At 55.8% G+C, this 17,609-nt stretch carries 21 protein-coding genes; 8 read left to right on the forward strand and 13 right to left on the reverse strand.

The window, feature by feature from the left end; all coding sequences use genetic code 11:
* The first annotated feature begins 176 nt into the window (after positions 1 to 176).
* A complete protein-coding gene (locus RIC29_17590; protein ID MEQ8736739.1) occupies positions 177 to 1,376 on the forward strand; it encodes a class I SAM-dependent methyltransferase in 1,200 nt (399 codons plus the stop codon).
* 81 nt (positions 1,377 to 1,457) lie between these two features.
* On the opposite strand, the gene RIC29_17595 is transcribed toward RIC29_17590, so the two are convergent.
* Genes RIC29_17595 through cysS form a run of 3 tightly spaced genes read right to left on the reverse strand, consistent with a single transcriptional unit; the run spans position 1,458 to position 5,325 of the window.
* Positions 1,458 to 2,723: a TlpA disulfide reductase family protein gene (locus tag RIC29_17595; protein ID MEQ8736740.1), complete on the reverse strand. Its 1,266-nt coding sequence runs from the start codon at positions 2,721 to 2,723 to the stop codon at positions 1,458 to 1,460.
* Positions 2,724 to 2,775: 52 nt separating this feature from the next.
* Entirely contained in the window at positions 2,776 to 3,942 is a 1,167-nt protein-coding gene (gene argE, locus RIC29_17600) for an acetylornithine deacetylase (protein ID MEQ8736741.1), read from the reverse strand.
* On the reverse strand, positions 3,943 to 5,325 hold the full coding sequence (gene cysS / locus RIC29_17605) for a cysteine--tRNA ligase (protein ID MEQ8736742.1): 1,383 nt from the start codon (positions 5,323 to 5,325) through the stop codon (positions 3,943 to 3,945).
* 179 nt (positions 5,326 to 5,504) lie between these two features.
* On the opposite strand from cysS, the gene hisI reads away from it, so the two are divergent.
* The gene (gene hisI, locus RIC29_17610) at positions 5,505 to 5,993 is read left to right on the forward strand and encodes a phosphoribosyl-AMP cyclohydrolase (GenBank protein MEQ8736743.1); all 489 of its coding nucleotides are present in this window, start codon (positions 5,505 to 5,507) and stop codon (positions 5,991 to 5,993) included.
* Positions 5,994 to 6,006: 13 nt separating this feature from the next.
* Here hisI and RIC29_17615 read toward each other — a convergent pair whose 3' ends face one another.
* From RIC29_17615 to RIC29_17630, 4 genes are read right to left on the reverse strand one after another with little or no spacing between them, the layout of a single operon-like run.
* Positions 6,007 to 7,029: an MBL fold metallo-hydrolase gene (locus tag RIC29_17615; protein ID MEQ8736744.1), complete on the reverse strand. Its 1,023-nt coding sequence runs from the start codon at positions 7,027 to 7,029 to the stop codon at positions 6,007 to 6,009.
* Positions 6,968 to 7,840: an MBL fold metallo-hydrolase gene (locus RIC29_17620; protein MEQ8736745.1), complete on the reverse strand. Its 873-nt coding sequence runs from the start codon at positions 7,838 to 7,840 to the stop codon at positions 6,968 to 6,970. The genes RIC29_17615 and RIC29_17620 overlap by 62 nt, the downstream gene beginning before the upstream one ends.
* 2 nt (positions 7,841 to 7,842) lie before the next feature.
* Complete coding sequence (locus RIC29_17625; protein MEQ8736746.1) at positions 7,843 to 8,748, reverse strand: MBL fold metallo-hydrolase; 906 nt, start codon at positions 8,746 to 8,748, stop codon at positions 7,843 to 7,845.
* Positions 8,749 to 8,756: 8 nt separating this feature from the next.
* Positions 8,757 to 9,713, reverse strand: coding sequence for an MBL fold metallo-hydrolase (locus RIC29_17630; protein MEQ8736747.1), 957 nt, complete (start codon positions 9,711 to 9,713; stop codon positions 8,757 to 8,759).
* 122 nt (positions 9,714 to 9,835) lie between these two features.
* On the opposite strand from RIC29_17630, the gene RIC29_17635 reads away from it, so the two are divergent.
* Both RIC29_17635 and RIC29_17640 read left to right on the forward strand, forming a co-directional pair.
* A complete protein-coding gene (locus RIC29_17635; GenBank protein MEQ8736748.1) occupies positions 9,836 to 10,813 on the forward strand; it encodes a VOC family protein in 978 nt (325 codons plus the stop codon).
* Positions 10,814 to 10,841: 28 nt separating this feature from the next.
* Positions 10,842 to 11,306 (forward strand): GNAT family N-acetyltransferase, encoded by a 465-nt coding sequence (locus RIC29_17640; protein ID MEQ8736749.1) that lies wholly within the window; start codon positions 10,842 to 10,844, stop codon positions 11,304 to 11,306.
* Here the strand turns inward: RIC29_17640 and RIC29_17645 are convergent.
* From RIC29_17645 to RIC29_17660, 4 genes are all read right to left on the reverse strand, one after another.
* Entirely contained in the window at positions 11,303 to 11,737 is a 435-nt protein-coding gene (locus RIC29_17645; protein MEQ8736750.1) for a YqaA family protein, read from the reverse strand. The two genes, RIC29_17640 and RIC29_17645, sit on opposite strands and share 4 nt — an antisense overlap.
* A 42-nt stretch (positions 11,738 to 11,779) precedes the next feature.
* Positions 11,780 to 12,055 (reverse strand): hypothetical protein, encoded by a 276-nt coding sequence (locus tag RIC29_17650; GenBank protein ID MEQ8736751.1) that lies wholly within the window; start codon positions 12,053 to 12,055, stop codon positions 11,780 to 11,782.
* Positions 12,056 to 12,232: 177 nt separating this feature from the next.
* The gene (locus tag RIC29_17655) at positions 12,233 to 12,502 is read right to left on the reverse strand and encodes a hypothetical protein (protein ID MEQ8736752.1); all 270 of its coding nucleotides are present in this window, start codon (positions 12,500 to 12,502) and stop codon (positions 12,233 to 12,235) included.
* Positions 12,503 to 12,545: 43 nt separating this feature from the next.
* On the reverse strand, positions 12,546 to 13,103 hold the full coding sequence (locus RIC29_17660) for a hypothetical protein (protein ID MEQ8736753.1): 558 nt from the start codon (positions 13,101 to 13,103) through the stop codon (positions 12,546 to 12,548).
* A 203-nt stretch (positions 13,104 to 13,306) separates the two neighbouring features.
* Between RIC29_17660 and RIC29_17665 the strand changes: the two genes are divergently transcribed.
* The 4 genes from RIC29_17665 to pap all read left to right on the forward strand — a co-directional run bounded on the left by RIC29_17665 (position 13,307) and on the right by pap (position 16,915).
* Positions 13,307 to 14,191, forward strand: coding sequence for an amidohydrolase family protein (locus RIC29_17665; protein MEQ8736754.1), 885 nt, complete (start codon positions 13,307 to 13,309; stop codon positions 14,189 to 14,191).
* 131 nt (positions 14,192 to 14,322) lie between these two features.
* The gene (locus RIC29_17670) at positions 14,323 to 14,682 is read left to right on the forward strand and encodes a hypothetical protein (protein ID MEQ8736755.1); all 360 of its coding nucleotides are present in this window, start codon (positions 14,323 to 14,325) and stop codon (positions 14,680 to 14,682) included.
* 252 nt (positions 14,683 to 14,934) lie between these two features.
* Entirely contained in the window at positions 14,935 to 15,228 is a 294-nt protein-coding gene (locus RIC29_17675) for a hypothetical protein (protein MEQ8736756.1), read from the forward strand.
* Between the two features lie 172 nt (positions 15,229 to 15,400).
* Positions 15,401 to 16,915 (forward strand): polyphosphate:AMP phosphotransferase, encoded by a 1,515-nt coding sequence (gene pap, locus RIC29_17680; protein MEQ8736757.1) that lies wholly within the window; start codon positions 15,401 to 15,403, stop codon positions 16,913 to 16,915.
* Here the strand turns inward: pap and RIC29_17685 are convergent.
* Positions 16,912 to 17,151 (reverse strand): hypothetical protein, encoded by a 240-nt coding sequence (locus tag RIC29_17685; protein MEQ8736758.1) that lies wholly within the window; start codon positions 17,149 to 17,151, stop codon positions 16,912 to 16,914. The two genes, pap and RIC29_17685, sit on opposite strands and share 4 nt — an antisense overlap.
* On the reverse strand, positions 17,144 to 17,608 hold the full coding sequence (locus RIC29_17690) for a MarR family winged helix-turn-helix transcriptional regulator (GenBank protein MEQ8736759.1): 465 nt from the start codon (positions 17,606 to 17,608) through the stop codon (positions 17,144 to 17,146). Before RIC29_17690 ends, RIC29_17685 begins: the two co-directional genes overlap by 8 nt.
* Position 17,609 lies beyond the last annotated feature (1 nt).

The raw sequence follows: 17,609 nt of genomic DNA on the forward strand, positions 1-17,609 counted from the left end.
TCGAAACCTTTATGCCCACCGCCGAGCAAGAAGCGGAATGGCAGAAGGACCGTGATCGCTTTATCGATCTGACCTACTCACCGCTGCTGCGTGAAGGGGATCTGCCGGTGTCGGCCGCCTTCACCCGCGAAAACCGGTAAGTCTCAATAGCAATTCAGGAACAAGGAGGTCATCCCATGATCGACCGTCGCACACTCTTTGGGGCATCTGCTGCTGTGGCTTCCGCTATTGGCGCGGTGTTTGGATCTAAGTCTGCGTCCGCAACGCCAGCACCCATGTCTATCTTTCCCGGTGATGTTGAACCCCGTGGCACCGACAAGCGTTTGGAGCGCCTGCCCAAGCTCGACCTGGAAAGTTATGACAATTTCTTGACCGGTCTTCGCATCTGGTCGGGCAGTGCCTCTGGCCGCGTCGCCCGTGAGCGTTTCAATCAGGCGTTGACCGATGCAGGGCTTGATCCGAAAGACGATATCCCCCTGGAAAAGATTTTTCCCTTGGTCGAGAACGACACCTATATCGGAACCTCAGGGCGGCTGCGCACCAGCGGTCAGCAATTGATGTGGAAAGCACTGCAACTGCATTATCATGAAAATGCAGAAACCTATCTGGCTGAGATGGAGGCTACCGATCAGACTGGCCCCGGCAAGTTAGAGCTAAATCCGGACATGGAGATTCCCGACTACACCAAGTACGAAATCCACATTCAACCCGGTGGATATGTCGGTGATGCCTTTGCGGGCCATATGTATCACTACGGCACCAACAACTTTTATCGGGCGGAGAATTATCAGGATGAGATTCATCGCAATCTTGCTGCCCAGATGGCCACCCCTAAAGACGGCAAGGTCATGCGCATCCTCGATATGGGTTGCGGCACCGGTCAACTGACCGCCGCCCTTAAAGAACGCTTCCCGGACGCCGAAGTCTGGGGCATCGATATCGGTGGTCCCATGGTTCGCTACGCCCACATGCGCTGCGTGGATTTAGGGATTGGCGCCAACTTCCGTCAAGGCTTGGCCGAAGATACCAAGTTTGAAGACGGCTACTTCGATATTGTGACGTCTTACATCTTGCACCACGAAGTGCCGGCTAAGGAAACCAAAGACATCATCAACGAGGCTTTCCGTGTGCTGCGTCCGGGTGGCGTCTACTTCCCGATTGATTTTGAAACCGGAGCCGGGCGTGGTCGGTCAGCCAACGCTTACGGTCGCTTTGGCTCTTGGCGTGATCATCGCTGGAATGAAGAAGTCTGGCGTTTGGAATACAACTCAGTCGATTTCAATGGTGAAATGCGCAAGACCGGCTTTGACGTGGTCGATGAAGGCCCAGCCGCGTGGCGCAGCCGGTATAACGTCCTCGGCACCAAGCCGGCCTAAACTTTCACGGCTCTAAACACAAAACGGCGCAGATTGAATGTCAGTCTGCGCCGTTTCTCTGTCTGCGTGGGTCTCGTTCTATCAGACGTCTTCCGCCAGTAATGCGTCCATCAGCTTGTAAAAATCGCGCTTAAATTTTTCGTGATGCTCCCCTGTGGCAGGACCTGGAAACCCAGTATGAATATGCCTAACAGCGCCCGTACGATCGACGAAGATCATGGTCGGATAGACCAACACAGCGTTGATCATGGGTAGGGTTTTGGCTGCGGCTTCCTTGTCCATCGTGCCGGCTATCAGCATGGGGTACTGCACCTCATAGCGGCGCTCGTAACGGCGGCAGGCTTTTACCGCATCCTCAAACACTGGCGAGTATTCATACATCAGTCCCACAGCTTCTAAGCCACGATCCTTATTCTCATTGAAATAGGGCGAGAAGAACGCGGTCTCATCATGGCAGGTCGGGCACCAGCTGCCGCCAATGGTGATCACCACGACCTTGTTTTCAAATCGTGCATCCGACAGCGACACTAGGTTGCCGTCTAGGTCTGGGAAGGAAAACGCCAGCCCATCGTAGCCGTCTTTGATATAGGTAAGCTTGGTTGCATCATCCAATGCGGCGGTCGCATCCCTTTTGGCGGACCAATCCGCTGTGAACTGTCCTGTGAGAGAGTAGTTTTGGCCGGATAAGGTTCCATCTTCATTCAATGTGCCACGCCACAACGCCCCGCCGCCGCCGTAAAAGGTCGACAGGTACAGTTCTGTGCCCCGCAGTTCTCCCGTCAGAAAGCGGGAGTCTCCGGTTGTTACCATGGAAGCCCCAACAACGACGGAGCCATCATCGTTAAGTTCCAGCAGCCCAACCCGAGGCTCGGTTGAAAACGCGCTGTTGATCTGGGTGAGGGCCCAGCGTCCTGCAAGATTTTCGGCGGGTGCAACAGCGTCGACAAAGAAGCGATGGCTTTGACCATGCTCTGCCGTGAAGGGCACAACCGTGTAACCATCGGGCCGTTTGAATTGCATGGTGCCTTGCATCTGTCCGTCTTTGATAATCACACTGGAGATGCTGTGTCCGTAGGATGGAAATTCAATGACCAAAGACGTGCCGCGCACTGTGGTGGTTTCAGCGGCCATGCGTTCTGGGCCATTGATAAAGGTCGCTTGCCACGTTTCACCCTCATTGGAGAGTTCCATGATGAACGGCATCTCGCCGATGGGCGTATCGATGATCACGCGCCAGTCGCCGGTCGGCATGGCCTGCTCGTTCTGCACTGGCTCTTCAGCCGCTTGCACAGTAACGCTCGCGCAGTACGCTGTGAGTGCAGCGGCAACGATTGTCAGTTTTCTCATGATCACGCTCCTGCTCGACCGATCGATTAGTCATTTTAAGCGTGAATTCGACCTACTTTGCCAGCTTTTCGATCAAATCGCTCATGAACCGAGTCCCCAGATCCACCTGCTCTAACGTGATGAATTCATTGGGTTGATGAGCCTGGGCAATAGATCCAGGGCCACAAATGACCGTTGAGAGCCCACTTTCCTGGAATTGTCCGGCCTCGGCGGCAAAGCTCACAGCGCGGGTTGCATTGTCTCCCGTCAGCTGCCGGCACAGGCGTTCGGCCTCCGAGTCGCTTTCGAACTGAAGGGCCGGGGTGCCAGCACGCACCTGAATATCGATGGCACTTTTGGGCGCTGTTTTCCGCATGTCCGGCAGTACGGTATCGTGGCAGAAGTCCTCAAACTTACGGATGTACTGTTGTGGATCATCGCCCGGCAAAGAGCGAATATCCCAGGTCAGTGTACAGTGCCCGGCCAGAATGTTCAGCGCGGTACCGCCCTTGATGACATTTACTGTCATCGTCGTGTGGTCCGGCTCGAAACGAGGGTCTTTGTTTGTATTGTTGTCTGCCGCATTCGCTGCATTCATGTCACTGACACATTGAATGAGCCGCCCGGCAGCCATGACCGCGCTAAAGCCCAATTGTGTTTGGGAGGAATGGGCTTCCTGTCCCGTAATGGCCGCTGTCACAGCGGTGACCCCTTTATGGGCAGACACCACTTTCATATCGGTCGGTTCGCCAACAATCACGGCTTTCGGCAGCGGTAACTCTTCACGAATAAGTTTGATTAACGATGGCACGCCCGCGCAGCCAACTTCTTCGTCGTAAGAAAAGGCGAAGTGAATCGGTACCGGCAAATCAGCAGCAATCATATCCGGTAAGGCGGCGATGGCCGTGGCCAGAAAGCACTTCATGTCGCAGGTGCCGCGCCCGAATAGTTTGCCGTCTTTTTCAACCAGAGAAAACGGGTCGGTATGCCAGTCTTGATCCTCAACCGGCACCACGTCGGTATGGCCGGACAACACTACGCCGCCTTCAACCATGGGGCCTATGGTCGCCAATAAATTGGCCTTGGTGCCTTCGGCATTATGAACCAGCCGCGACTCAATACCGTACTCGTTCAAGCGCTCTTGAACATAAGCTATGAGGTTTAGGTTGGAGTCCCGTGACACCGTTGGAAAGGCAATCAACCGGGCCAGTTCAGCGCGTGTGTCAGCGGTGGTGACCATCTAACAGCCCCGCCGCCATTTAGTGCCTTTGGGTCCGTCTTCCAATGTAATGCCGCGCGCAAGAAGCTCATCTCTGATCCGGTCAGACTCGGCAAAGTCTTTATTGGTTCTCGCGGTACGCCGGGCTTCAACCATGGCATCGATTTCCGCGTCTTCATCGTTGCTGCCACCTTTAAGCCAGGACGACGGATCACCTTGCAGCAGGCCAAGGACTGCGCCAGCGGCGAGCAACTGTCCTTTAAGCAGGGCGCGGTCTTTATCTGTCTTGGCGGTATTGGCCGCTTTGCACAGCGCTGACATTTCCGCCAGAGCCTTGGGCGTATTCACGTCATCGCTCAGCGCGTTCATGAAGGCGTCAGAGGGCGTAGCCGCTTTTGGAGCATTGATGTGCGCGAGATTGTCCAGCGTGCCATACAGCCGGTCCAAAGTGCTCTTGGCTTGCGCCAGCAAATCATCGCACCAGTCCAGCGGCTGGCGATAGTGCGCGGTCAGCAGAGCAAAGCGAATGGTCTCGCCCGCATGGTCTTGCAGGAGCTCTTGAACAGTCACGATGTTGCCGATCGACTTAGACATTTTGTCCTTGTCCATGGTCAGGAAGCCGTTGTGCATCCACACCTGCGCCAGATCAGCACCGCCATGGCTGCACGTGCTTTGCGCCAGTTCATTTTCATGGTGCGGGAAAATCAAATCATGCCCGCCACCATGAATATCTATCGTCTCACCCAAATGCTTTTCGATCATGGCCGAGCATTCAATATGCCAGCCTGGGCGTCCCCGGCCCCACGGACTGTCCCACCCTGGCAGATCATCGCTGGAGGGTTTCCACAACACAAAGTCAGCGGCATCTTTTTTGTAAGGCGCGACCTCAACACGTGCGCCCGCAATCATATCATCCTGATCGCGATTGGAGAGGCGGCCATAATTTTCGAACGACGGCACATCGAACAACACATGGTCCTCCGCCGCATAGGCATGGCCGCGTTCGATCAGCACCGTGATCATGGCAATGATTTCATCAACGTGCGCGGTGGCATGGGGTTCATGCGTTGGATTTAGAACGCCCAGCGCCCCCATATCCGCCCGATAGATATCTGCGTACTGCTTCGTAATGTCGCTGATGAGCCGTCCGGTTTCTTTCGACGCCGCATTAATTTTATCATCGATGTCGGTAATGTTGCGGGCATAGACCACATGGTCGTCGCCATAGACATGGCGGAGCAGCCTAAACACCACATCAAACACTACGGCGGGCCGGGCATTGCCAATATGGGCGTAGCTGTAGACCGTTGGGCCACAGACATACATCGTCACCCGCTTCTCGTCGTGCGGCTGAAAGGCTGCCTTGGCCCGGGTCAGGGTGTTATGAAGATTGAGTGTTGTCATGGCCGGGGTTTAGCGGAATTTCAGCGGAGTCTCTAGTCCCTACGCCCGTGCTGCTACCGATTTGCACGCTCTACCTTGAGAATTTAGTCATATAAGACTAAATGAGACCTTCTTCAGATGTATTTGGCCCCCAAGGGCGTCCTAGACCGCCCAGGCGGATCACAATGCGGAAAATAACTATGACCCAGACGAATTCCCCGTTTGCCGCCCGTAAGACTGTCGAGCAGGTCGAAGAAGGCGCAGAACTGGCTCCTAAATTCGATGCCAATGGCCTCATTGCCGTGGTCACCACCGATGCCGAGACGGGCGAGCTGTTAATGCACGGCTATATGAACCAAGAAGCCCTGACCAAAACCATCGAAACTGGCGAGGCTCATTACTGGAGCCGCAGTCGACAGGCGTTGTGGCACAAGGGCGCCACCTCTGGGCTCACCCAAGAGATCGCAGAAATGCGCATTGATGACGATCAGGATGCGGTGTGGCTGCGCGTGAAAGTCGCAGGCTCCGGGGCCAGCTGCCACGTGGGCTACCGGTCGTGTTTTTACCGGGCCATCCCTACAGGAATTCCGGTTGAAGACGCCGCAAAACTGCTTGAGTTTAAGGAAGATGACAAAACCTTCGATCCGAAGGATGTTTATGGCGACGCGCCGAATCCGACCAAACTTTAAGACCTTCTAAAACTCACCATCCAATGCCGTAGAAGGCCAGCATGCGCCGCGCGTTGTCTTCAATGCGTGACTCGTAACCGCGTAGGTGGGCGAATTCCGGCACGCGAATGACTTTGTGCAGCTCAAACGGATTAGCGCCCGAGGCCATAGCCTCGCGTGTGGCTTTCATCAGAGCTTCCAGGTACTGCCGCCGCTCGGTTACGGCGCTGGGGTGCGACAGCATCGCACCGTGCCCGCCGATGATAGCTTTGTAGTCGATGGCCTCTATTTCTTTCAGCGTGCGCACGTAATGATGCGGCGCATAGTCGGGCATGAACCCCAAGGGCGCGCCACCCGGGGTCACCAGATCGACGATGTACAGGTAATCCCCTGGATCAGGACGCATCACCACCATGCAATCGCCATGGTTAGGACCGAAGTAGAGCAGCTCCAGTTTGCGACCGCCCAATTCAAGTGTGTAGTCGTCCGAGAACGTAATGTCCGGCATGACAATGTCTGGGTTTGGCAGATCATAAAAATGCCGCGCGCAGTTTTCATGGGCGACAATTTGTGCGCCTTCGTCCTTAAAAATTTGCGCGCCGGGTACATGGTCCCAATGCTCGTGGCTATACACCACATACTTCACCGGCTGGTCGGTGATCTTGGCCACTTCCTCCCGGAAAATTTTTGCGATGGCCGGGCTGATGGGGTCGGTCACGATGACGCCATCGTCGGTTATCATGAACAGGCTGCGAGTGCCCGTATAACGAAACACGTACACGCCATCGGCAATCTTAGTGGTGTCATAGCCGGCGACGGCAAACTCATTCCAGGCTGGGTTCGGCGCAGGCTTGAGCAGCTCCTCAATGCTTGGGCCTTGTTCTGCAGCCATAGCTGGCGCGGCTAGAAGAAGAGTCGCGATGCTGAGTGTGCTCAGTGTTTGTTTCATGAATACAATTCCCTGCTGAGCAATCTCGTGCTTACCAACCCGGCGCTTACCAACCCATCGTATAGAAATGATAGATGCGTTCGGCGCCGCGCCGGATATGCGTGTCATAGCCGCGCATCTCTTGGAATTCCTGCGCCAACTCTATCGTATCGTAGAGCTCTTCCAGCCGTTTGCCCTCGGCTATGCCCTCGCGCACGGCGGCCATCAAGGCTTCCATATAGCGGCGGCGTTGTACCAGCGCGTCTTTCGGCGCGACGGGAATGCCGTGGCCACCGATGAACTGTGTCCAGCCGTCCAGGGCTTCCAGTTCATGCAGGGTGCGCACCCATTCGCCCGGATCATAATCCGGCATGAACCCGAGGCCGACGGAATAGGGCGTCACCAGATCGTTGATGTACAGAATATCGGTGCCGTCCACCTGCATCACCAGCATACAGTCGCCGTGGTTGGGGCCGAAGTACATCAGCTTCAAAGTTTTACCGCCGAGGATGATTTCACTGTCGCCTGGAATTACGCGGTCGGGCATCACCAGATCGTCGTTGGGATGGCGCACCCAGTGCGGAATACATTTTTCGTGGCTGATGAACTCTGCGCCTTCGTCCTTAAAAATCTGCCCGCCCAGCGCGTGATCCCAATGCTGATGGCTGTACACCACGTACTTCACGGGCAGGTCTGTCACCTCGGCGATGGCCGCACGCATGTCGGCGGCATTCTTGGAATTCACGGGGTCGGTGGCAATCACACCCTCATCGGTCACCACAAACAAACTCCGCGCTGAAAACGCGCCGTAGGAATACACCCCCGGTGCGACTTCCGTTGTGGTCTTGGTAAAAATGTCCAGCGACTGCGCATGGGCTTGGAAGGCTTGGTTTTGTAAGGCCAGCGCAAAAATCGCCGCGCCGATAATGTGTTTCATCATGGTTACCACCCAATCGTGTAATAAATAAGCATACGTTGTGCGTTGGCCGCCAGGTATTGATCATAGCCCTGCCAGTCTTTGTACTGGGGCAAAGAGACCGCCCCGGGAATGTCCTCGAAGGGCGTGCCCTTATCAATTTCCGCCTTCACCGCATCCAGCAACGCTTGTTGATACTCACGCCGCGTGGTCACGGCATCGCGCGGCGCGATGGGTTCGCCATGGCCAGGGATCATGCGCTCGAACGGCACTTCATCTTCCAGCTTCTGCATCGAGGCGACAAACTGCTTGGGGTAGGAATCGTTCATGCGTCCACCGGCGCCCGACACCGCATAGGGCTGCACCGTATCCACGATATGTACAATCTTGTGCGCCGGAAAATACAAGTGCGTGCTGCAATCCGAATGGTTGGGGCCGTGATATAGCAATTCGGCGACCGCGCCGCCGACGTCCAGCACCTGCTTTTGCTCGTAAGACCGGTCCGGCACCACCAGGTCCGGATGCGGGTTGCGATAAAAATGCGGCAGGCAGGCTTCATGGCTCCAAATCTCGGCGCCCTCGTCTTTAAAAACCTGGCCGCCCAAGGCGTGATCCCAATGATTGTGGGAATACACAACATAGAGAATGGGTTTGTCTGTGATCTTGCGAATCTCACTAAGGATTTGTTTGGCCGCGGGCGTGCTCACCGGATCGCCGACCAGCACACCGTCATCCCCCACCAGGGCAACGGTGCGATAGCCTCCGGTGCTGATGGTGTACAGGCCATCTCCCAGGTCCGTGGTGACAGCGCTAAACGTGCCGAATGGTGTGGGCGGACCGGGTGGCGAATCGGAACCTTGAGGCGTCGTGCAGCCTGATAAAAAGCCCGCGAACAGGATCACGGTGGATATGGATTTTAGAACCGTCATCATTCTCACCCCTACCAGCCCAAAATATAATAGGTGCGGAAGCGTTCCGCATTCAGGGGCATCAGCCGGTCATAGTTGCGCAAGTGCTGAAACTTGGGCAGGGAAATCGCCTGATAAAACTCTGATGTCGGCGTGCCTTTGTCCATTTCCGCTTTCACAGCAGCCATCAATGCTTCCAGATATTCCCGCCGTTCCGTAATCGCCCAGGGCGGCGCCTTTGGTGGGCCGTGCCCCCCAATCATATAATCAAAGTCCATGGCTTCAATTTGTTTCAGCGAGCGGATCCAATCCGTCGGGTAAAAGTCATTGATCAAGCCTGAGCCTCCACTCACCCCATAGGGCGTGACCAGATCGACCAGGAAGATCGCGTTGATCGACGGCACGCGCATCACCACCAGGCATTCGCCGTGGTTCCGCCCGAAGTGATGCAGCTCTAGGGTTTGATCTCCCAGCGTTATGTCATGCCGGGGACCTTCAAAGGTGATGTCTGGCAGCACAACCTCTGGATTGGGGTCACGATGAAAATATTTCACGCAGGCTTGGTGGCTCACAACTTGCGCCCCGGCGTCTTTAAAAATCTGCCCGCCGCGCACGTGGTCCCAATGGTTGTGGGAATACACCAGATACTTAATCGGCTGATCGGTCACCTTACGGATTTCGGTCATATAGGTGTCGGCAACGTCAGGGTTGACGGGGTCCGTAGCGATCACACCTTCGTCGGTGACAATAAAGATGTTGCGCGCGCCCTGTTTGGTGAACGTGTATACCCCGTTGCCCAGGTCCACGGTTGTGGCGCTACCGAAGTTGAGAGGAACTCTGGTCGTGGCTTGGCCACGCTCGCTAACCATCGTGGCTTGGCCACGCTCAGTTATCGTGGCTTGGCCCCGTTCTTGCGCGCTTACAGCAACAGCACACAGGCCGACACCTGCGATCGCCAATGTTGTCAGCCAAGATCTAAAGTGCACCATATATCCCTCCGTATCTCCGCATCGCAGCCCCTGTTCTACCAGTTGTGTCTGGCCGCGCGGTTCTCTTAATATGTAATCACACTACGCTGATCAGCAGCGCGGATAAAACAAGGGGCGGTCGAATGGCGAAGAGTGGATATGCAGGCGCAATGCGGATGGCGACGGTTGGGGTCACCGATCTGGACCGGGCTCTGGGACTGTTCCGCAATATCATGGAGCTTAAGGTCGAGCGTGAGGGCCATTTATCCGGCTCTTTGTTGTCGGCCTGGGGACTGCCGTCTGGCATTTCCGGGCGTTTTGCTGAGCTATCCTGCAAGGGCTATCCGCTCGGCTGGTTGCGGTTGATCCAGTATCAACCCATCGCGCATGAGAAAGTCCGACTCGACTTTGGCGATGAGAACGCCGACTCCGGCACCGATGTGGGCGTCAAAGCCATCGACTTTTACGTTAAAGACCCCATCGCGCCTTATGTCGAAAAAATAGAACACGCGGGCTACAAGTTCCGCTCACCGCCAGTGAAACACCAGATCGGCGACACGGTCAGCGAAGAATGTTTGTTCTCCGGCCCGGATGGGGTGCCGGTTCTCATTATGGTCGGGCATGTTCACGCCGAGACCTCCATGCGGCCCGGTTCGCCGGATGGACCGTTCTCAGAAATTCCAACCATCTCGGTTGTCGCAGGTGATTTGGAGGAAACCCGCCGCTTCTACAAAGAAGGGCTCGGCCTTGTGGCCGTGGCCGATGCGGAAACCGGAGATGAGTACCGCGATAAAGTGGATGATCTCACAGGCGTGCCCCATGGCACGCGCATTCACTTTCTGCTCTGGGCCGATGAAGGCGAAGCCAGCGGTAAAATCCTTTGCGTACATTTCTTTGACCGCACCGGTAAGCGTCTGGTTGATCGCATGAAGCCAGGCAAGCTTGGCTTCTCATTGCTCACCCATGACACCGATGACATCGCCGCCCTGCATGACCGCTTATCCGAGATGGGCTATGAAATCGTTCAGCCGCCTATCGATATCAAAGGCGACGGCGCCCCCTATAAAATGATGCTGGTCAAAGGCCCCAACGAAGAGATGTTTGAGTTTACGCAGCGCTGAGTCTGGCAAACAAACCGGGAGCCTGAGGATGGACATTAGACCGGCACAAGAAACCGACATCGTTGCCCTGGTCGAGTTGTTTCAAAGTTCTATCGAAACGCAAGCCTCCGAACATTATACAGAGGCGCAAGTGGAAGCGTGGTCGGGACGGGCGACGGAAACCAGCTTTCAAGATTTTATCCTCGGCCCGACAACATTTGTGGCGGTGGATGAGTCCGGTCCGATGGGCTTCTGCGGGTATGCCAAAGATGGTCATATCACCTCGCTCTATATTCGACCCGACTGCAAGGGGCAGGGGGTTGGGCGTGCGCTGTTGCAGCATGTCCTCGACCGTGCCAGCGCTGATGGCGTCAACGCCTTTCATGCGGAAGCCAGCGCTATGGCCATACCGCTGTTTGAGAAGCTGGGCTTTGAAAAAGCCGGGTTCGATCACATCACGGTCGGTGATGTGAAATTCAAACGCCAGTTGATGGCGCTCAAGGACCAGACCTAAAACAATACAAAATCCACACCGGCGATCAGGGCTGCATAACGTGCGCCTTTGCCAATCGCCACCAGTACAACAAACACATCAAACCGCACCCGCAAAATGCCCGCGATCACCGTCAGGGCATCGCCGCCAATAGGCAGCCACGACAGCAACAAAGACCACACACCGTATTTGTTAAACCACGCTTCGCCTTTCACCATTTGCGCGGGCGAGGCCGGCCACCATTTGCGATCCTGAAAGTGAGCGGCATAGCGGCCGAGCACCCAGTTCACCGCAGCCCCCAAGGTGTTGCCGGTGGTTGCGGCGGTCCAAAGGGCGAGACGGTTCAGATCTTCATCGGCCAGCGCGGCGCTCACAACGACCTCCGAAAAGAAGGGCAGAATGGTGGCGGCGAGAAAGGCAGTCCCAAAAACGGCGGCGAGGGTCAGAAGCATGTGACGGGGTATCAGGCTCCGTCTTGCAGATCAAGAACCGGCTTAATAGCTCTCTTGAAGCTGCCTGCGTGAGCGCCGTTCGCCAGACCGTGCTCCGTCTCCTCCTGGCCCGGTAAACTCTGCGTCTTTGGGCGGAATCCAAACCGTTGGTTGCCAGCTTGCCACGTCCGTTGCAACAGCTGTGATGTCGGCGTCGGTAAATGCCGCTTTTAGACGCGCTTCTGTTGCGGATGCGAGCGCGACAAACGCAACCCGGCCACGCGAAGCATTGTCTTTGTATAGGGCATACCAGAACAAAGCCTGCGGGCGATTTCTCAAGGCGTCTGGTCCGTCAAGATAAACGGCGGCCAAAGCGCCTTGGGCTTCTGTACGTCCCCCTTCTGCCGCGCGACGCAGCCATACCAGCGCGTTGAGTTGATCCGTGACGGCATCAGGGGCCGCGTTCTGGAGAAGACATTCACCCAGCGCCTGTTGTGCCCCTTCATAGCCGGGACCCTAGTGCGCCAGTGTTTGCAATGGGGCCAGCGTTTTCTGGCAGTCACCGTTCGCTTTCTGCTCCATGGTCCGGCGGTATAAGGCATTGAAATCCACAGTGCCAAAACCGCCACCGCGTTCCGTCATCTGAGCGTTACTGTCGCCCATTCCATCCCCTGGGCCGCCCCCGCGTTTACCGCGTGGCCCATCAGACGCGCAGGCGGAGAACAGGAGGGCAGTGATACTTGCCATAACGGCTGTGCGAGCGAGCACGTTCATCTTAGACGTCAAAATGTTCTTCCTTAAAAGTAATATGAGGCTCAGTAAACGAGGCTCAATCAACGATGCGCCAGGCGCCGTCGGGTTGAAGGCAGGCAATGCCATAGGCCGTTTCGCTGCGGCCCCCAATGGTCACCGCCTGGCTGAATTCACGACAGGGCTGGCCGCTGGGAGCCGTGCCTGTGCGCAAGACCGTTACGCTGCCTGACTGGGGGCCGTCATTCCAGGTGATGGTTTCACCCCGGGTGGCCCGGGTGGCTTCGATCATGGATTGCTCATGGGCGCGTTGCTGGGATTCAGTCGCCGAGTTGAGAATGGCCAGTGTCACGGCAGCGAGTCCTAAAAACACAAGGGCGTCATTGTCTGTAGTGTAGTGGCCATAGCCATAATAGCGCCTGTTATAACGCCCATACCGCTGGTGCCGGTCGCTGCGCCACGGTCGACTGTGTACATACTTTACGGGGACCACACGGGTCTGTTTGACGATCACGGTTGTGCCGGGGCTATCCCGCCAGACGACATTTCTGGCGGCACTGGCGTGCGGCACAGATGTGACCATCATGACTGCCGCCAGGGGCAGAGCCAGCTGTTTAAAGGCAAAGTGTTTGAACATCAGGAGACCCTCCAAAGCTATAGCGTCTGAACATCGCAGCAAAACGCTAGGTCCAAGTTGTGTTCAGAATGTGTCCAGCTCAGGTTTTTTTGGTAACGGCGTGTAACCCGGTGGTCTTACCTGTGCGGAGCCCTTCAGCGTCTTGACCCTTTTGCCCCAGCCCCTTAAGCACGATGGGTAACACCATTTGTTCTGGGGGGCCTATGTCAGACCGCATTGGCGCTATTGATATTGTCGTCAACATCCGCACGCCGCGTGAGTTTGAGGAAGGGCGCATCTCCTCCGATTCCTCTTTCCAGGAAAAGGTCCGCCAGGACGGATCCATCCGTCAGGGCGTGGAGATCGAGGATTACCTCAAGCTGATGGATGAGGTAGGCATCGACCGTTCGTTCCTGATCGCGGTGCGGTGTGGAGATCTCAACGTCAAAGGCTCAACCGAGATCACCTATGAGCGTGTCGCCGAAGTGGTGCAAAAGCACCCGGACCGTTTTTCCGGTCTGGCGGGGATTGATCCGACCAAAGGCATGACACAGCTGCGCGAGTTGGAAACAGCCGTCAAAGATTATGGTTTCGTTGGCGCGCATTGGTATCCCCATTGGTTTGCCATGGCCCCGGACGCTGCCCAGATTTATCCAACCTACGCCAAGTGTTGCGAGCTGGATATTCCGATCATGCTGCAAGTGGGCCAGAACCTGATTTATTCCAAAGACCGTCGCCTGCCGTCGGTCGGCCGCCCGATCACGCTGGATCAAGTGGCGATTGATTTCCCAGAGCTGAAAATCATCGGCATTCATCTCGGCACGCCCTGGGCCGAGGAAATGATCGCCATGTGCTGGAAACACGAGAACGTTTACATGGCCGGGGATGCCTATGCACCCAAGTATTGGCCGCCCGCGGTGGTGCATTACGCCAACACGTATGGCCAGGATAAGTTTTTGTTCGGCACCGATTTCCCTGTGGTTGATCCGCGCCGGGCTATTCAGGAAGTCGATGGTCATGGGTTTCGCGACATTCCGAAAAAGAAAGTGCTCCGCGATAATGCTATTCGCTTGTTCAACCTGCCGGATAAACCGGCGATCAACGGGTAACGGCCAAGCGGGCCCGGCCCCTTGTCTTGCTGTTGTCCTGCTGTAGTCCTGGCCTTGTCTTGGCACGTGAGGCGGTGATAAAGACTGTCATTATCTTGTTACTTTAGCCTCTTCCACCACCGGGTAAGCCTATGATTCCAAGTAAACAAGCGGATACGGTCACCCAGGCCCTTCATATTCTCAGTCAGCGCAATCCACCTGCGGAAGTGGCTGCTGCGGTTGAGCGCCTTCAGCGGGTGATTGCCACGTACGCGGGCGATGATGATGCTTTTGTGCCCGTGGACTTTACAGAGAGTGATCTCAACGAAGCCATGCGCGTCTTTGAAGCCGCCGCGCGCAAGGAAATTTCTGGGTATGCCGAGGCTACTAAAACCGCCAATCAGACCTTCCGTTCGAAAATGAATGCGGCCGTCGATCAGAAAGAGCGGGTCAAGTGCCGCACCACTCTGATTGTCGAACAGGTTGTCGTGGTTGCTAAAAAACTAGGCTAGCCGCCAAAACCCCTTCTATTCTCGTAAAAGTAGAACCACCCCCTTCACTGCGTCAGGGGTTGATTTATAGCCTCAACGCCCCCTAAAAATGTTTCGGCTCAACGCAATATCTTGACCCAAGCCCCAGGGATGAGCTGACATACGGCTGGGGCATCATAAGAAACGGGCAGCGAACCTGTCTTAAAAATCGGACAGTGAACTGTCGAGAAAATTGACAGCGCCCCTGTTGCAAAAAGAGTGTGGAGACCTGGGATGGCAAAAACCCGTAATATATTTATTTCCTTCCAGCAGCTTCGTCCTGAGAAGGGGGATGACAAGGTCCGTGAAACCATTGAGGAGCTAGGGTGTTCCTGGGCTAAGCTCGGGCGCGGCATTTACTATATGCATGGCGAGTACGACGCTCAGTACGTTGGCAACAAAGTCTGGGGGGCGCTGAACATGGATGACAAGCTGGTGGTGATCGACAGCACCAACAACGATGCCCGTTGGTACAATATCAAACCGGAAATTTCTAAGTTCATGATGGATAACTGGCATTCCGAGTGATCGGCTTGCGGCACCACCCTGACTTTATCAGCCCGTCAAGTCTGTTTGATCCTCTCCTTTTTTTCTCACTTTGACTCCTATCAAGGGATTGTCCCTGTCAGACGCCTAGACTGGTTTGGTGTCGGCTCATGTATGCTGAGTCATCAGAAAACAGGCGAGGGGGGAAACCGCCATGTTTGAAACCGTTTCCAAAGCCCAGACATTGGACGATAAGACCTTCAATGCGGCGAAGGATGATCGGCGCATTCGGCTCATCAACCTGCAACAGCGGTTGCGCCGCGAGCCTTGCCCGGTGTTTGTGCAGTTCACGGGCATCAAAGGGGCTGGCCGTATTCAAGTGGCCAATCTGCTAACGCATTGGATGGATCCCCGGTGGATCCGCGTGCACGCGTTTCGGGATCGCACAGACGTTGAGCTGGAGCAGCCTCCTTATTACCGCTATTGGCAGGCGTTGGTGCCAGCCGGAAGTATTGGTCTGTACTTTCATGCGTGGTGGGAGACGGCCCTCAAGAAACGTATGGCGGGTTTGTTTACTGAAGAGACCTTCATCGCGGCGTTGAACCGGATTGAAAAATTCGAGAGCACGTTGGCCGCGGAAGGCGCGTTGCATTTCAAAGTGTGGTTTCACCTCAGCAAAGACTCACAGCAGGAACGACTTAAGAACCTCAACGATGATCCTTTGGAAACGTGGCGCGTCGATGCCCAGGATTGGCGCAAAGTTGCGCAATACGACCACTATGTAGAGGCGGCGGAAGTCGCGCTGCGGGCCACCTCGACCGCTCAGGCTCCGTGGCACTTGATTGAAGGCAGCGATCCCAACCATCGCGCTGCCGCATGCATAGATATGTTTGCCGGTGCTCTGGAAGCGCATTTAGACGCGCGCAAAGCAAACGCGAAAAAATCAGTACAAAAGAAAGCGGCTGTTACGCCGCCCAAACTGACCGATACTCAAAGCTCGGTTTTGGGGGGCTTAGATATGAGCCCGGATGTTTCAAAAGAGATGTTTTCTGAGGCCAGAAAAATTCAGGAAACGCGCCTTGGTATCATTCAAGCGAAAGCGCGCGATGCTGGCATTTCAAGCGTGCTGGTGTTTGAAGGCTGGGATGCCGCCGGGAAGGGCGGCACCATTCGCCATCTCACCCACGGGATTGACCTGCGGGATTATCAAGTGGTCCCCGTTGCGGCGCCCACCGATGAAGAGCAGGCCCAGCATTACCTGTGGCGGTTTTGGCGGCGTCTGGGCCGGGCTGGCACGCTCACCGTGTTTGACCGCTCCTGGTATGGGCGGGTTCTGGTTGAGTGGGTCGAGGGTTTGATCTGCGAGGAGGCGTTACAGCGCGCTTACGGTGAGATCAACGAGTTTGAGACTAAGCTGGCTGACAATGGGGCCGTTGTTCTGAAGTTCTGGTTGCACATTACCCCGGAGGAACAACTCAAGCGGTTCAATAAGCGCGCCAAGGTCCCGTACAAACAATGGAAATTGACCGACGAAGATTGGCGCAACCGCGAGAAGTGGGATCAGTACGAAGCGGCTGTGCATACCATGGTCGAGCGCACGTCAACGGGGCAGGCGCCCTGGCACCTGATCCCCGCCAATTCAAAACGCTACGCCCGACTGCGGATTGTTGATCTGTACATTGAAGCGCTGGAACGCCGCCTGGAACAAGACCGCCGCCAGAGGGATTAATTCTGCTCATCGCGCACAGCGCGTCTGTTCCACGTGAAGGGCAGGGCTAAGCCGAATAAGGCAGCTTGAAGCGCTAACGCATGAACAAAACGGGCTTCAGGGGCTCCGAGTAAGCCAGCTGCAACGGTGTTCCAACCCCACAGAACCAGCACAGCGCCAATCAGCAGAGTCAGGCCCATGATCGCGAGAATACGGCCATAGCCACGTTTATGTAATGGTGTTTCTAAGTTAGTCATCTTGATCTTCTCCTTCGGTGGCTAATCGCTCATCAAGAGCGGTTTGTAATTTATTCAACGTGCGCAACGTCACGACCAAGTCCTTCTCTGGCACGACGGTTGCCAATTCCTGGAGCGCAACCACCTCCCGGTCTTTCATGGCCGCAAAGGCGCGTTTGCCGTTCGCGGTTAAGCCCATCAGGGAGGAGCGTTTGTGACTGGGGTTTTTTTTAAATGTTAGCAAACCAGCCTGTGCCACCTGATCCGCGAGGGTTTGAATGTGTTGACGGCTGACACGTTTGTTTTTGGCAACATCCGGAACGGTTTGCGCTCCGCCTTCCGCAAGGCTCTCCATTACGGCGCGCATGGCAGACGTGATTCCTACATCTGCGTGCAGCGCGTCTCCTGTGGCTTTCAGACGGTTAAAGCAGGCGCGGATAGACCGGATGACAGCGTCTAAGGTTTGAGGTTTTGCCACG

This window comes from Rhodospirillaceae bacterium, from assembly GCA_040219235.1.
GTDB lineage: Bacteria > Pseudomonadota > Alphaproteobacteria > Rhodospirillales > Rhodospirillaceae > WLXB01.

Coding starts and splice junctions, on each gene's coding strand:
- RIC29_17590 (MEQ8736739.1), top strand. CDS start 177: ATGATCGACCGTCGCACACTCTTTGGGGCATCTGCTGCTGTGGCTTCC.
- RIC29_17595 (MEQ8736740.1), bottom strand. CDS start 2,723: ATGAGAAAACTGACAATCGTTGCCGCTGCACTCACAGCGTACTGCGCG.
- argE (MEQ8736741.1), bottom strand. CDS start 3,942: ATGGTCACCACCGCTGACACACGCGCTGAACTGGCCCGGTTGATTGCC.
- cysS (MEQ8736742.1), bottom strand. CDS start 5,325: ATGACAACACTCAATCTTCATAACACCCTGACCCGGGCCAAGGCAGCC.
- hisI (MEQ8736743.1), top strand. CDS start 5,505: ATGACCCAGACGAATTCCCCGTTTGCCGCCCGTAAGACTGTCGAGCAG.
- RIC29_17615 (MEQ8736744.1), bottom strand. CDS start 7,029: ATGACACGCATATCCGGCGCGGCGCCGAACGCATCTATCATTTCTATA.
- RIC29_17620 (MEQ8736745.1), bottom strand. CDS start 7,840: ATGATGAAACACATTATCGGCGCGGCGATTTTTGCGCTGGCCTTACAA.
- RIC29_17625 (MEQ8736746.1), bottom strand. CDS start 8,748: ATGATGACGGTTCTAAAATCCATATCCACCGTGATCCTGTTCGCGGGC.
- RIC29_17630 (MEQ8736747.1), bottom strand. CDS start 9,713: ATGGTGCACTTTAGATCTTGGCTGACAACATTGGCGATCGCAGGTGTC.
- RIC29_17635 (MEQ8736748.1), top strand. CDS start 9,836: ATGGCGAAGAGTGGATATGCAGGCGCAATGCGGATGGCGACGGTTGGG.
- RIC29_17640 (MEQ8736749.1), top strand. CDS start 10,842: ATGGACATTAGACCGGCACAAGAAACCGACATCGTTGCCCTGGTCGAG.
- RIC29_17645 (MEQ8736750.1), bottom strand. CDS start 11,737: ATGCTTCTGACCCTCGCCGCCGTTTTTGGGACTGCCTTTCTCGCCGCC.
- RIC29_17660 (MEQ8736753.1), bottom strand. CDS start 13,103: ATGTTCAAACACTTTGCCTTTAAACAGCTGGCTCTGCCCCTGGCGGCA.
- RIC29_17665 (MEQ8736754.1), top strand. CDS start 13,307: ATGTCAGACCGCATTGGCGCTATTGATATTGTCGTCAACATCCGCACG.
- RIC29_17670 (MEQ8736755.1), top strand. CDS start 14,323: ATGATTCCAAGTAAACAAGCGGATACGGTCACCCAGGCCCTTCATATT.
- RIC29_17675 (MEQ8736756.1), top strand. CDS start 14,935: ATGGCAAAAACCCGTAATATATTTATTTCCTTCCAGCAGCTTCGTCCT.
- pap (MEQ8736757.1), top strand. CDS start 15,401: ATGTTTGAAACCGTTTCCAAAGCCCAGACATTGGACGATAAGACCTTC.
- RIC29_17685 (MEQ8736758.1), bottom strand. CDS start 17,151: ATGACTAACTTAGAAACACCATTACATAAACGTGGCTATGGCCGTATT.